Source organism: Thalassospira sp. UBA1131 (genome assembly GCF_002311515.1).
GTDB lineage: Bacteria > Pseudomonadota > Alphaproteobacteria > Rhodospirillales > Thalassospiraceae > Thalassospira.
Genome location: NZ_DCAO01000068.1, coordinates 1 through 12,417 on the forward strand (window position 1 = coordinate 1; position 12,417 = coordinate 12,417).

Below are 12,417 nucleotides of genomic sequence, written 5' to 3' on the forward strand. Positions count from 1 at the left end.
AGACAGGGTTCGTCAGCAGTCTGAAAGGGACAGCATTGGCTGTCCCTTTTGGTGTTTGTGCAGTTGCGGTATTTTGTCTGGGTCTAGAAGACCATTTCGTCTTCGGCACCGCCTTCGGAAATGACGATCTGGCCCTGTGCGGCCAATTCCTTGGCCAGCTGGACGATCATCATCTGCGACTCTTCGACGTCGGACAGACGGACCGGACCAAGCGCGTCCATATCTTCCTTCATCATCTTGCCGGCACGTTCGGACATGTTCTTGAAGAACAGGTCGCGCATCTGATCGGTCGAACCTTTCAGGGCCAGTGCAAGCTTGTCCTTTTCGACCTGACGCAGCAGCGTCTGAACGCCGTTGTTGTCAAGCCGCGCAAGGTCTTCGAAGGTGAACATAAGCGCCTTGATCTTCTCGGCCGAATCACGGTTACGTTCTTCAAGCGCAGTAAGGAATCTGTCTTGACTTTGGCGATCCAGGCTATTGAAGATATCCGCCATCAGTTCGTGGTTATCACCGCGCGAACCGCGCGCAAGGTTCGACATGAACTCGGTGCGCAGCGTTTTTTCAATGTTATCGAGGACTTCTTTCTGAACCGCTTCCATGCGCAACATACGCATGATGACTTCCATCGAGAAGTTTTCCGGCAAAAGTGAGAGAACCGACGCAGAATGTGCGGGTTTGAGTTTGGACAGAACCACACCGACGGTCTGCGGATATTCGTTTTTAAGGTAGTTCGCCAGAACCGCTTCGTTCACGTTGTTCAGCTTGTCCCACATGGTGCGACCCGCAGGACCGCGGATCTCTTCCATGATGCCGTTCACGCGGTCTTCTGGCAGTACCTTTGAAAGCAGGCGTTCGGTGGTATCAAATGAACCAACCAGCGAGCCGGTTGAAGAAAGCTGGTCAGCGAATTCGACGAAAAGGCGCTCAACGATATTAGAGTTGATCGTACCCAGGCTCGACATGGTTTGGGAAATCTCTTTGATTTCCTCGTCATCCATCATGCTGAACATCTTGGTTGCGTGCTCTTCCCCAAGAGCAAGCATGAGAATCGCTGCCTTTTCAGGTCCGGCCAGTGATCTGTATTCTTCTTTTACGCGCCCCACGGGTGGTCTTCTCCGTCGTAATGACTCTGTTCGGGGTGGAACCTGACGCCCGAACCTGCCTCTATCGCACCGTAAGATAGGGGTTATTTGTCAACAATTCTATAAAAGCCGACACCCCTTTGCAAAGCCCCATCGGTATAAAGCGCCCTAAATGTACAAAATTGATTAATGCCGTACAATTTCGGGGCCAAATTACCCCGCAAAGGGTGATGTTTGCGGGCGCAATTGTCGAATGGGTTGAAATCGTTGCTAGCTGCTTGACTTGGTTTGGGGGGTGGTCTAACAAAGGCGCGCCGATTGATGGTCATTTTGCGGGCGTAGCTCAGTTGGTTAGAGCGCCGGCCTGTCACGCCGGAGGCCGCGAGTTCAAGTCTCGTCGCTCGCGCCATGATCCATCATCTGTTGTCTTTTTTAGGGCGAATTGTCTTTTCCGCGGTCGCCTTTTCTTGTGTTGCTAATGCTGCTTCGCACGATTGGGTCTTGATCATCTCGACGTCCAGCCCGATATCGGACGATAGTAAACGGTAAAAAGATTAGAAAGTTTCCGGTCTTAGAGCATGTTCAACGTGCTTGGGGACTGGAACTTGTGCGGTGCATACGTTATGGTGCGCCGTAATTGGCCAGGTGGGGACCTGGTCGGGTCAAAAGGCCTGTTCTTGAGAGGTCAGAGAGATGCAAGAGCTTCTTTCGGAATATCTTCCGATCCTGGTGTTCATCGGGATCGCCGTCGGTCTTTCGGCGGTAATCGTCATCGCGTCGCTGGTTCTTGCCAAGCAGGCACCGGATGTTGAGAAACTGTCCGCTTACGAATGCGGGTTTGCGCCGTTCGAAGACGCGCGCATCAAGTTCGACGTTCGGTTCTATCTGGTCGCAATCTTGTTCATTATTTTCGACCTCGAAGTCGCCTTCCTGTTCCCGTGGGCTGTAACCCTCGGTGATATCGGAACATTCGGCTTTGTATCGATGGTGATCTTCCTGGCTGTTTTGACGGTCGGCTTTATCTACGAATGGAAGAAGGGAGCTTTGGAATGGGAGTGAGCACCAACTCAGGCGCACCCCTGGCACCCGGTTCGGATCAGGATGCAATGCTTAAGGGCGTGTTTGACGAGATGAACGACAAGGGCTTTGTCCTTGCCAATCTCGATAAACTCGCAAGCTGGGCAAGCACCGGTTCCTTGTGGCCGATGACTTTCGGTCTGGCCTGCTGTGCTGTTGAGATGATGCATTCGGCGGCGTCGCGTTATGACCTTGACCGTTATGGTCTGGTTTTCCGCCCAAGCCCGCGTCAGTCGGACGTGATGATCGTTGCTGGTACCCTGACCAACAAAATGGCCCCGGCACTGCGTAAGGTCTATGACCAGATGGCAGAGCCGCGCTGGGTTATTTCGATGGGCTCGTGCGCCAATGGCGGCGGTTACTATCACTATTCTTATTCGGTGGTTCGCGGTTGTGATCGCGTTGTACCGGTGGACGTATACGTTCCCGGGTGCCCGCCGACAGCCGAAGCGCTGATTTATGGCGTGATGCAGCTGCAAAAGAAAATCCGCCGTACCGGTGTCCTGACACGCTGATCCGTAATAGGGGGCTTGCATGAGCGAACTGCTCAGCGATAACAGCGCTGCTTTGAAAGATCTGAAAGATCTGGTGGCGTCACAGCTGGCCAACGAAATTCTCGAAAGCGAGATTCGTTACGGCGAGCTGACCATCGTCGCCAAGCGCGATGATATCCTTAAAGTTCTGACCTTCCTTCGGGATGATACCGGCTGCTTGTTCAAGCAGCTGATTGATGTTTGTGGTGCAGACTACCCGGAACGTATTGAGCGTTTCGACGTCGTTTATCACCTGTTGTCTCTCAAGCATAACCTGCGCATTCGTGTGAAGGTCCGTACTGACGAAGACACCCCGGTACCAAGCTGTGTTTCGCTGTTCAGCGCCGCCGACTGGTTCGAGCGCGAAGCGTGGGACATGTATGGTATCTTCTTCGCCGGTCATCCGGATCCCCGCCGTATTCTGACCGATTACGGTTTTGAAGGTCATCCGCTGCGCAAGGACTTCCCGCTGACCGGGTATGTCGAAGTGCGTTATGACGACGAACAGAAGCGTGTTGTCTACGAGCCGGTCAAACTGGTTCAGGATTTCCGTAATTTCGATTTCGAAAGCCCATGGGAAGGCATCCAGCATGTTCTTCCGGGTGATGAAAAGGCGGAGGGCAACGCCTGATGTCCGAACAAAAAATCAAAAACATGACCATGAACTTCGGCCCGCAGCACCCTGCGGCGCACGGCGTTCTGCGTTTGGTTCTGGAAATGGACGGCGAAGTCGTCGAACGTTCCGACCCGCATATTGGTCTTCTGCACCGTGGTACGGAAAAGCTGATCGAATATAAGACCTATATTCAGGCGACCCCGTATTTCGACCGTCTCGACTATGTCGCACCGATGAACCAGGAACATGCATATTGCCTGGCCATTGAAAAGCTGATGGGCGTCGAAGTGCCCAAGCGTGCGCAGTATATCCGTGTTCTTTATGCGGAAATCGGTCGTATCCTGAACCATATTCTGAACCTGACCGCGTTCGCACTGGACGTTGGCGCAATGACCCCGCTTCTGTGGGGCTTTGAAGAACGTGAAAAGCTCATGGAATTCTATGAGCGCGCCTGTGGCGCCCGTCTTCACGCCAACTACTTCCGTCCGGGTGGCGTTGCTGCTGATCTTCCGGCAGGCTTGCTTGATGATATCGACGCATGGGCAGACCAGTACGAAATCTTTATGAAAGACTTCGACCGCGTTCTGACCGGCAACCGTATCTTCAAACAGCGTACGGTCGATATCGGTATCGCCAGCGCTGAAGAAGCCCTTGATTGGGGCTTCACCGGTCCGAACATCCGTGCATCGGGTCTGGCGTGGGATCTGCGCAAATCGCAGCCTTATGACTCGTACGAAGAATTCGACTTCGACATTCCTGTCGGCAAGAACGGCGATTGCTATGACCGCTTCCTTGTCCGTTTCGAAGAAATGTGGCAGTCGCTGAAAATCATCAAGCAGGCCATCAAAAATATGCCGGATGGTCCTGTCATTGTTGAAAACAACAAAGTGGCACCGCCGTCGCGCGCCGAAATGAAGCGTTCGATGGAAGCCCTTATTCACCACTTCAAACTCTTCACCGAAGGTTTCCACGTACCGGCCGGCGAATGCTATGCCGCGGTCGAGGCACCGAAAGGCGAGTTTGGTGTGTATCTTGTTTCGGATGGCTCGAACCGTCCGTATCGCTGCAAAATCCGCGCCCCGGGGTTCCCGCACCTCCAAGGCATCGACTTCATGTCCAAAGGCCACATGCTGGCCGACGTCGTTGCCAATATCGGGTCGCTAGATATCGTGTTCGGTGAGATTGACCGATGAGCCATTTGAGAAGACCAGCTCCGAAAGAGCTTCAGCCGACCAGCTTTGCTTTCACACCTGAAAATCAGGAAAAAGCGAAGAAGATCATCGCCAAGTATCCGGAAGGCCGCCAGCAGAGCGCGGTCATGCCGCTGCTTGATCTGGCACAGCGTCAGACCGAAGGGAACTGGGTTCCGACCGTCGCAATGGATTACATTGCAGACATGCTCGAAATGCCGGCCATTCGCGTCTACGAGGTCGCAACCTTCTATACGATGTATAACCTTGCCCCGGTGGGTAAGAACTTCATCCAGGTTTGCACCACCACGCCGTGCTGGCTTCGCGGTTCTGCCGACGTTGTCGATACCTGCAAAAAGGAACTCGGCATTGGCGTTGGTGAAACCACCGAAGACGGTCAGTTCACCATGATCGAAGTCGAATGCCTTGGTGCGTGTGTCAACGCACCGATGATGCAGATCAACGACGATTATTACGAAGACCTGACGCCGGAAACGACCAAGGCCATCCTCGATGCCCTCAAAAAGGGCGAGAAGCCGAAAGCCGGTCCGCAGAGCGGCCGCAAAGGGTGCGAGCCGATCGATGGTCCGAAGGTTCTGAAGGCATTCTGTGGCTGCGGCGCAGCCCCGCAGGATGCTGATGCAAGCGAAGGGGACGCCTGATATGCTGCAGGATAAGGATCGTATCTTTACCAACCTGTACGGTTTCCAGGATTTCGGCCTTAAAGGCGCGCAGTCCCGTGGCAACTGGGATGGTACCAAGGCATTGATCGAAAAAGGCCGCGACTGGATCATCGACGAGATGAAAGCATCCGGTATGCGTGGTCGTGGGGGCGCAGGCTTCCCGACTGGCCTGAAATGGTCCTTCATGCCCAAGGAATCTGATGGTCGTCCCAGCTACCTGGTTGTGAACGCCGACGAAGGCGAGCCGGGTACCTGTAAAGACCGCGAAATCATGCGCAATGATCCGCACACCCTGGTCGAAGGTTGCCTTCTGGCCAGCTTCGCGATGAATGCGCATGCGGCCTATATCTATATCCGTGGTGAATTCTATCACGAGGCATCCAACCTGCAGCGCGCGATTGACGAGGCTTATGAAGCCGGTCTGATCGGTAAAAACGCCTGTGGTTCGGGTTGGGACTTTGACCTTTATCTGCATCTCGGTGCCGGTGCTTACATCTGTGGCGAAGAAACCGCCCTGATCGAAAGCCTGGAAGGTAAAAAAGGCCAGCCGCGCCTGAAACCGCCGTTCCCGGCGAATGCAGGCCTTTATGGTTGCCCGACCACGGTCAACAACGTCGAATCGATTGCTGCTGTTCCGACCATTCTTCGTCGTGGCGGTTCGTGGTTCGCCGGTTTTGGCCGCGAAAACAACCACGGCACCAAGCTGTTTGCCATTTCCGGTCACGTCGAAAAGCCGTGCACTGTCGAAGAAGCCATGAGCATCCCGCTCAAGGAACTGATCGAAAAGCATTGCGGCGGCGTTCGCGGCGGCTGGGACAACCTTCTTGCGGTTATTCCAGGCGGTTCGTCTGTTCCGCTGATGCCCAAAGACGTTTGTGATGACGTTCTGATGGACTTTGACGGTCTGCGTGAAGTCGGCTCCGGTCTTGGTACCGCTGCTGTCATCGTCATGGACAAGTCGACTGACATTGTCTACGCGATCGCGCGTCTGTCGGAATTCTACAAGCATGAAAGCTGTGGTCAGTGCACGCCGTGCCGTGAAGGTACCGGCTGGATGATGCGCATGATGACGCGCATGGTTCGCGGCGAAGCCACGCTCGATGAGATTGATCTGTTGTGGGATGTGACCAAACAGGTCGAAGGCCACACCATTTGTGCGCTTGGCGATGCTGCTGCATGGCCGATTCAGGGCCTTATCCGTCACTTCCGTCCCGAAATGGAACGTCGGATCAAGGAATATCGCGCACGGATCGCGGCCTGAGAGAGGCCTGTTGAGAGGGATTGAGACATGCCGAAACTAACAGTTGACGGTATTGAAGTTGAAGTAGAAGCCGGGGCGACAGTCCTTCAGGCCTGTGAAGAGGCCGGTAAGGAAATCCCGCGTTTCTGCTATCACGAACGCCTGTCAATCGCCGGCAACTGCCGTATGTGTCTGGTGGAAATGGAACGTGCGCCGAAACCGGTCGCATCCTGCGCCATGCCTGCGGCAGATGGAATGGTGATCAAAACCGATTCCGACCTTGTGAAAAAGGCACGCAACGGCGTGATGGAATTCCTGCTGATCAACCATCCGCTGGATTGCCCGATTTGTGACCAGGGTGGTGAATGTGATCTTCAGGACCAGGCCATGGCCTATGGTTTTGACTCGTCACGTTACGCCGAGAAAAAACGTGCGGTAAAGGACAAGGAACTGGGCCCGATCGTCAAAACGATCATGACCCGTTGCATCCACTGCACCCGTTGCGTTCGCTTCTCCGAGGAAGTCGCCGGTGTCGGCACCATGGGTGCTGTTTACCGGGGCGAAGACACCGAAGTCGGACCGTATATCGAAGCCTCCATCAACTCCGAGCTTTCAGGCAACCTGGTTGACCTGTGCCCGGTCGGTGCTCTGACTTCCAAGCCGTATGCGTTTACCGCGCGTCCGTGGGAGCTCAAGAAAACCGATAGCGTCGATGTCATGGACGCGGTTGGCTCGAACATTCGTATCGATGCCCGTACCGGCGAAGTGATGCGCGTTCTGCCGCGCACCAACGAAGACATCAACGAAGAATGGATTTCGGACAAAACCCGTTACGCCATTGATGGCCTGAAACGTCAGCGCCTTGACCGTCCGTATGTTCGCAAGGATGGCAAGCTGCAGCCGGCAAGCTGGGACGAAGCATTTGCTGCGATCAAGGCAAAGGTTTCTGGTCTGGACGGCGAGAAAATTGCCGCCCTTGCGGGTGACACGGTCGATTGTGAATCGATGACCGCGCTGAAAGATCTGATGGGTAAACTTGGTTCGCCGAACCTTGATTGCCGTCAGGACGGTTCGAAGATCGGTGGCCCGCGTGCCTCCTATATCTTCAACAGCACGATTGCCGGTATTGACGAGGCAGATGCCTGCCTGATCGTTGGTGCCAATGTCCGTGCCGAAGCACCGATCATCAATTCGCGTCTGCGCAAACGCTGGCGCACGACCGCTGGCGATTTTAAAGTCGGCATCATTGGTGAAAAGTGGGATCCGACCTACAAGAACGATTATCTTGGTGCCGGTCCGGAAACCCTCCAGGAAATCCTGGATGGCAAGAACGAGTTCGCCACGGTTCTCAAGGCTTCTGAAAAGCCGATGATCATCGTCGGTATGGGCGCGCTCAACCGTGAAGACGGTGACGCGGTTCTTGCTGCCACCCGCGCCATTGCCGAGAAATACGGCATGGTTTCCGGTGAATGGAACGGCTTTAACGTTCTGCACACCGCGGCATCGCGTGTTGGCGGTCTTGATCTTGGCTTCGTGCCGGGTGAGGGCGGTCTGGCAACCAATGACATTCTCGATGGTGCTGCCAAAGGCGATATCGAGGTTGTCTATCTGCTGGGTGCCGACGAAGTCGACATGAGCAAACTGGAAAAGGCATTTGTCATTTACCAGGGTGCGATGGGCGATGCCGGCGCGCAGGCCGCAGACGTGATCCTGCCGGGTGCTGCTTACACCGAAAAGAATGGCACCTATGTCAACACCGAAGGCCGCGCCCAGCAGGGCTGGCGTGCGATCTTCCCGGTTGGTGACGCGCGTGAGGACTGGGCGATTGTCCGTGCACTTTCCGGTGCGCTGGATCTGACCCTGCCATACAACAATATCGATGCCGTTCGCTCGCGTATGGTGGAACTCAGCCCGACCTTTGCGTCGCTGAACGTTCCGACCAAGGCTGAATGGACCGATTTCGGTGTGTCAGGTGACATGAAGTCTGATGGCTTCGTATCGCCGGTTCGCAATTTCTATATGACCGACCCGATCAGCCGTGCTTCGGTGACGATGGCCAAATGTACTGAGGCCTTTGTCAAGGATGCGGCTGCCGAGAAGGTTGCCTGAGTAAGGGGAGCGACGATCTGATCGTCGCTCATCCCGCAAGGGGGTGTCCCAATTTTGGGACGAAACGCAAAAGATACGGTTTGACCGATGGAACTTCTTTGGGACGGATATATTGAACCGCTCGTCTGGATCGTCGCCAAAATTCTGGCGATTGTTCTGCCGTTGCTGGGTGCTGTCGCCTATCTGACCTACGCAGAGCGTAAGGTCATCGGTGCTATTCAGCTCCGTAAGGGCCCGAACGTTGTGGGGCCGTTTGGCCTTCTGCAGCCGCTTGCCGATGGTTTGAAGCTGTTTCTGAAAGAAACAATCATTCCAAGCAGCGCGAACAAGGGCGTGTTCATCATCGCCCCGATGCTGACCTTTATTCTGGCAATCATTGCCTGGGCGGTTATTCCGTTCGACGAGGGCATGGTTCTGGCCGATCTGAATGTTGGTATTCTTTACATCTTCGCGATTTCTTCGCTGGGTGTTTACGGTATCGTGATGGCCGGTTGGGCATCGAACTCCAAATACGCCTTCCTTGGTGCGCTGCGTTCCGGCGCCCAGATGGTTTCGTATGAGATTTCGATTGGCCTGATCATCATCTCGGTTCTGCTGACGACCGGTTCGCTGAACCTCAGCGACATTGTCCGCGGGCAGGTCGGTGGTATCTGGGAGTGGAACTTCGTTTATCACTTCCCGATGTTCATCGTCTTCATCGTATCCATTCTGGCAGAAACCAACCGCGCACCGTTTGACCTTCCCGAAGCGGAAGCCGAACTGGTCTCGGGTTATAACGTCGACTATTCGGCGATGACCTTTGCGCTGTTCTTCCTGGGTGAATACGCGAACATGATCCTGATGAGTGGCCTGTGCGCCATTCTGTTCCTGGGTGGCTGGGGCGCGCCGTTGCCGTTCCTTGAATTCATCCCGGGCGCAATCTGGTTCATCATCAAGATCTGCTTCGTTCTGTTCATCTTCCTGTGGGTCCGTGCAACCTTCCCGCGTTACCGTTATGACCAACTGATGCGTCTGGGCTGGAAAATCTTCCTGCCGCTGTCCTTCGCATGGGTCATGCTGGTTGCCACGTTCCTCGTTGTTTTTGACAAGGTCCCGGCCTGATCGCCGCGCATCGGAAAGAGAGAGGTAAACGATGTCATTTATTGATCGGACGGCCCGGAGCTTCCTGCTCGCGGAACTCGTTTCGGGAATGGCGCTCACCTTGAAATACATGTTCAAGCCCAAGGTGACGATCAACTACCCGTACGAAAAAGGTCCGCTGAGCCCGCGTTTCCGTGGCGAACACGCACTGCGCCGTTACCCGAACGGCGAAGAGCGTTGCATCGCCTGCAAACTTTGCGAAGCCATTTGCCCGGCACAGGCCATCACCATTGAGGTCGAACCGCGCAACGATGGTTCGCGTCGTACCACGCGTTACGACATTGATATGACGAAATGCATTTACTGTGGCTTCTGCGAGGAAGCCTGCCCGGTGGATGCCATCGTCGAAGGTCCGAACTTCGAGTTCGCAACCGAAAACCGCGAGGAGCTGTTCTATGACAAGGACAAGCTGCTGGCAAACGGCGAGCGTTGGGAAGCCGAGCTTGCTGCACGATTGGAGGCAGACGCACCTTATCGGTAAGTGTCGCGTCTGATCGTTAGAAAGAGAGTTCATGGGCCGTTGTAAGCCATTGGGGCAGCAACGGTTCGCCAAGGGGGTACCTTATGGTCGTACAGGCTTTGGCTTTTTACCTGTTTGCTACCGTCGCGGTCATGTCCGCGACTGCGGTTGTGACCGTTCGCAACCCGGTGCATTCGGTACTGTTGCTGATCTTGACATTCTTTAACGCAGCCGGACTTTTCGTCCTGCTGGGTGCCGAGTTTCTCGCCATGCTGCTCGTCGTCGTCTATGTCGGCGCGGTTGCAGTCCTGTTCCTGTTCGTCGTCATGATGCTCGACATTAACTTTGTCGAAATGCGTCAGGGCTTTTTGAACTACCTGCCGATCGGCGTTCTGATCGCGGTTGTTCTGTTTGTCGAACTGGCACTGGTTGGCGCTGGCTGGACCCTTACGGATGAGGCGGTCGCGGTTCTCGCGCAGCCGACACCGGCAGGGCTGACCAACGTCGAAGCACTCGGTCAACTGATCTACACCGATTACGCATACATCTTCCAGGCGGCTGGTCTGGTTCTGCTTGTTGCGATGATTGGCGCAATTGTCCTGACACTGCGTCACCGTGAAGGTGTCCGTCGTCAGAAAATCTCCGAGCAGGTCAAGCGTACCCGCGCTGATACGCTTGAAGTCAAAAAAGTTCCGGTCGGAAGGGGGATCTGATGGAAATCGGTCTTGCACATTATCTGACCGTCGCGGCGATCCTTTTCACACTCGGGATCTTCGGCATCTTCATGAACCGCAAGAACGTCATCATCATCATGATGTCGATCGAGCTGATGCTGCTGGCGGTCAATATCAATCTGGTCGCGTTCTCGTCGTTCCTCGGCGACCTCGTCGGACAGGTATTTACCATCTTCGTTCTGACGGTTGCTGCGGCTGAGGCGGCAATTGGTCTGGCGATCCTGGTCGTCTATTTCCGTAACCGCGGCACCATCGCGGTCGAAGACATCAACATGATGAAGGGGTAAGGCAGATATGTATCCGTTGATTGTATTCCTGCCCCTGATCGCGGCAATCCTTGCCGGGGCCATCACGCTGGTCGGCGCCATGTCGACCGCAAAGGATGCCCCGCATGACAGCCATGGTCATCACCATCATGGTGTGTCCTCGTCTGATCGTCTGGCACAGCTGGTCACCGTTGCCGGTGTCGTGATTGCGTTTGTGATTTCGATCTTTGCCTTTGTCGATGTTGCCCTGGGTGGCAACCCGGTTGTGATTGAACTGTTTACCTGGATTTCCTCGGGCAGCTTCGATGCGTCCTGGTCGCTGCGTATTGATACGCTGACCTGTGTGATGCTGATTGTTGTGACCGGCGTGTCCTCGATGGTTCACATCTATTCCATCGGCTATATGTCGCATGACCCGGACAAGCCGCGCTTCATGGCGTATCTCAGCCTGTTCACCTTTGCGATGCTGATGCTGATTACCGCCGACAACCTGATCCAGCTGTTCTTCGGCTGGGAGGGCGTTGGTCTGGCGTCTTACCTTCTGATCGGCTTCTGGTATTCCAAACCGTCGGCATCGGCTGCTGCGATGAAAGCCTTCATCGTCAACCGTGTCGGTGACTTCGGCTTTGCCCTTGGTATCTTTGCGGTTTATGTCCTGTTCGACAGCGTTCAGTTCGACGTCATCTTTGGCAATGCCGAAGAAGTTGCGGGCACGACCCTGATGTTCCTGGGCCATGAGTTCTCAGCACTCGAGATCACCTGCTTCCTGCTGTTCATCGGTGCGATGGGTAAATCGGCACAGCTTGGTCTGCACACCTGGCTTCCCGACGCAATGGAAGGCCCGACCCCGGTTTCCGCCCTTATTCACGCGGCAACCATGGTGACGGCCGGTGTATTCATGGTCGCGCGTCTGTCGCCGATCTTTGAATATGCTGAAACCACCCTGATGATCGTGACCATCGTTGGTGCGTCGACTGCGTTCTTCGCCGCGACCATCGGCTGTGTTCAGAACGACATCAAGCGCGTCATTGCCTATTCGACCTGTTCGCAGCTGGGCTATATGTTCTTTGCCTGCGGCGTGTCGGCTTATTCGGCGGGTGTCTTCCACCTGATGACGCACGGCTTCTTCAAGGCGCTTCTGTTCCTTGGTGCCGGTTCGGTCATCCATGCCATGTCCGATGAACAGGACATGCGCAAGATGGGCGGCATCGCCAAAATGGTTCCGCTGACCTTTGCTGTGATGGTGATTGGGACGCTTGCGATTACCGGTGTTCCGGGCTTCGCGGG

The 12,417-nt window shown here is 55.1% G+C and carries 12 protein-coding genes, 1 tRNA gene and 1 pseudogene; 13 read left to right on the forward strand and 1 reads right to left on the reverse strand.

Features of this window, described 5'->3' with window-relative positions:
• Positions 1-83: 83 nt before the first annotated feature.
• The gene (gene fliG, locus B3Z49_RS10790) at positions 84-1,103 is read right to left on the reverse strand and encodes a flagellar motor switch protein FliG (protein WP_008891232.1); all 1,020 of its coding nucleotides are present in this window, start codon (positions 1,101-1,103) and stop codon (positions 84-86) included.
• 311 nt (positions 1,104-1,414) lie between these two features.
• Here fliG and B3Z49_RS10795 point away from each other — a divergent pair.
• From B3Z49_RS10795 to nuoL, 13 genes and pseudogenes are all read left to right on the forward strand, one after another.
• Positions 1,415-1,491 (forward strand) — tRNA-Asp (locus B3Z49_RS10795).
• Between the two features lie 284 nt (positions 1,492-1,775).
• The gene (locus B3Z49_RS10800) at positions 1,776-2,141 is read left to right on the forward strand and encodes an NADH-quinone oxidoreductase subunit A (RefSeq protein WP_008891231.1); all 366 of its coding nucleotides are present in this window, start codon (positions 1,776-1,778) and stop codon (positions 2,139-2,141) included.
• Positions 2,132-2,674 (forward strand): NuoB/complex I 20 kDa subunit family protein, encoded by a 543-nt coding sequence (locus B3Z49_RS10805; RefSeq protein ID WP_040823994.1) that lies wholly within the window; start codon positions 2,132-2,134, stop codon positions 2,672-2,674. The genes B3Z49_RS10800 and B3Z49_RS10805 overlap by 10 nt, the downstream gene beginning before the upstream one ends.
• A 19-nt stretch (positions 2,675-2,693) precedes the next feature.
• On the forward strand, positions 2,694-3,323 hold the full coding sequence (locus tag B3Z49_RS10810; RefSeq protein WP_008891229.1) for an NADH-quinone oxidoreductase subunit C: 630 nt from the start codon (positions 2,694-2,696) through the stop codon (positions 3,321-3,323).
• Positions 3,323-4,501, forward strand: coding sequence for an NADH-quinone oxidoreductase subunit D (locus tag B3Z49_RS10815; protein WP_296990744.1), 1,179 nt, complete (start codon positions 3,323-3,325; stop codon positions 4,499-4,501). The genes B3Z49_RS10810 and B3Z49_RS10815 overlap by 1 nt, the downstream gene beginning before the upstream one ends.
• Entirely contained in the window at positions 4,498-5,160 is a 663-nt protein-coding gene (gene nuoE / locus B3Z49_RS10820) for an NADH-quinone oxidoreductase subunit NuoE (protein WP_063089383.1), read from the forward strand. The genes B3Z49_RS10815 and nuoE overlap by 4 nt, the downstream gene beginning before the upstream one ends.
• Before the next feature lies 1 nt (position 5,161).
• Positions 5,162-6,442, forward strand: coding sequence for an NADH-quinone oxidoreductase subunit NuoF (gene nuoF / locus B3Z49_RS10825; RefSeq protein WP_008891226.1), 1,281 nt, complete (start codon positions 5,162-5,164; stop codon positions 6,440-6,442).
• A 27-nt stretch (positions 6,443-6,469) separates the two neighbouring features.
• Positions 6,470-8,530, forward strand: a complete 2,061-nt coding sequence (gene nuoG / locus B3Z49_RS10830) for an NADH-quinone oxidoreductase subunit NuoG (protein ID WP_296990748.1) — start codon at positions 6,470-6,472, stop codon at positions 8,528-8,530.
• Positions 8,531-8,617: 87 nt separating this feature from the next.
• Positions 8,618-9,631 carry an NADH-quinone oxidoreductase subunit NuoH gene (nuoH, locus tag B3Z49_RS10835; protein ID WP_296990751.1) on the forward strand — a complete coding sequence of 338 codons (1,014 nt, stop codon included), beginning with the start codon at positions 8,618-8,620 and terminating at the stop codon, positions 9,629-9,631.
• A gap of 31 nt (positions 9,632-9,662) precedes the next feature.
• Complete coding sequence (gene nuoI / locus B3Z49_RS10840) at positions 9,663-10,151, forward strand: NADH-quinone oxidoreductase subunit NuoI (protein WP_008891223.1); 489 nt, start codon at positions 9,663-9,665, stop codon at positions 10,149-10,151.
• Between the two features lie 83 nt (positions 10,152-10,234).
• A complete protein-coding gene (locus B3Z49_RS10845) occupies positions 10,235-10,843 on the forward strand; it encodes an NADH-quinone oxidoreductase subunit J (protein ID WP_296990754.1) in 609 nt (202 codons plus the stop codon).
• Positions 10,843-11,151, forward strand: coding sequence for an NADH-quinone oxidoreductase subunit NuoK (nuoK, locus tag B3Z49_RS10850; protein ID WP_007089416.1), 309 nt, complete (start codon positions 10,843-10,845; stop codon positions 11,149-11,151). Before B3Z49_RS10845 ends, nuoK begins: the two co-directional genes overlap by 1 nt.
• Positions 11,152-11,158: 7 nt before the next feature.
• A pseudogene (gene nuoL, locus B3Z49_RS10855) lies at positions 11,159-12,417 on the forward strand (NADH-quinone oxidoreductase subunit L); the annotation flags it as partial.

What these genes read in the sequence shown, in the direction of transcription:
- B3Z49_RS10800 (WP_008891231.1), top strand. Translation starts at nt 1,776, where the DNA reads ATGCAAGAGCTTCTTTCGGAATATCTTCCGATCCTGGTGTTCATCGGG.
- B3Z49_RS10805 (WP_040823994.1), top strand. Translation starts at nt 2,132, where the DNA reads ATGGGAGTGAGCACCAACTCAGGCGCACCCCTGGCACCCGGTTCGGAT.
- B3Z49_RS10810 (WP_008891229.1), top strand. Translation starts at nt 2,694, where the DNA reads ATGAGCGAACTGCTCAGCGATAACAGCGCTGCTTTGAAAGATCTGAAA.
- B3Z49_RS10815 (WP_296990744.1), top strand. Translation starts at nt 3,323, where the DNA reads ATGTCCGAACAAAAAATCAAAAACATGACCATGAACTTCGGCCCGCAG.
- nuoE (WP_063089383.1), top strand. Translation starts at nt 4,498, where the DNA reads ATGAGCCATTTGAGAAGACCAGCTCCGAAAGAGCTTCAGCCGACCAGC.
- nuoF (WP_008891226.1), top strand. Translation starts at nt 5,162, where the DNA reads ATGCTGCAGGATAAGGATCGTATCTTTACCAACCTGTACGGTTTCCAG.
- nuoG (WP_296990748.1), top strand. Translation starts at nt 6,470, where the DNA reads ATGCCGAAACTAACAGTTGACGGTATTGAAGTTGAAGTAGAAGCCGGG.
- nuoH (WP_296990751.1), top strand. Translation starts at nt 8,618, where the DNA reads ATGGAACTTCTTTGGGACGGATATATTGAACCGCTCGTCTGGATCGTC.
- nuoI (WP_008891223.1), top strand. Translation starts at nt 9,663, where the DNA reads ATGTCATTTATTGATCGGACGGCCCGGAGCTTCCTGCTCGCGGAACTC.
- B3Z49_RS10845 (WP_296990754.1), top strand. Translation starts at nt 10,235, where the DNA reads ATGGTCGTACAGGCTTTGGCTTTTTACCTGTTTGCTACCGTCGCGGTC.
- nuoK (WP_007089416.1), top strand. Translation starts at nt 10,843, where the DNA reads ATGGAAATCGGTCTTGCACATTATCTGACCGTCGCGGCGATCCTTTTC.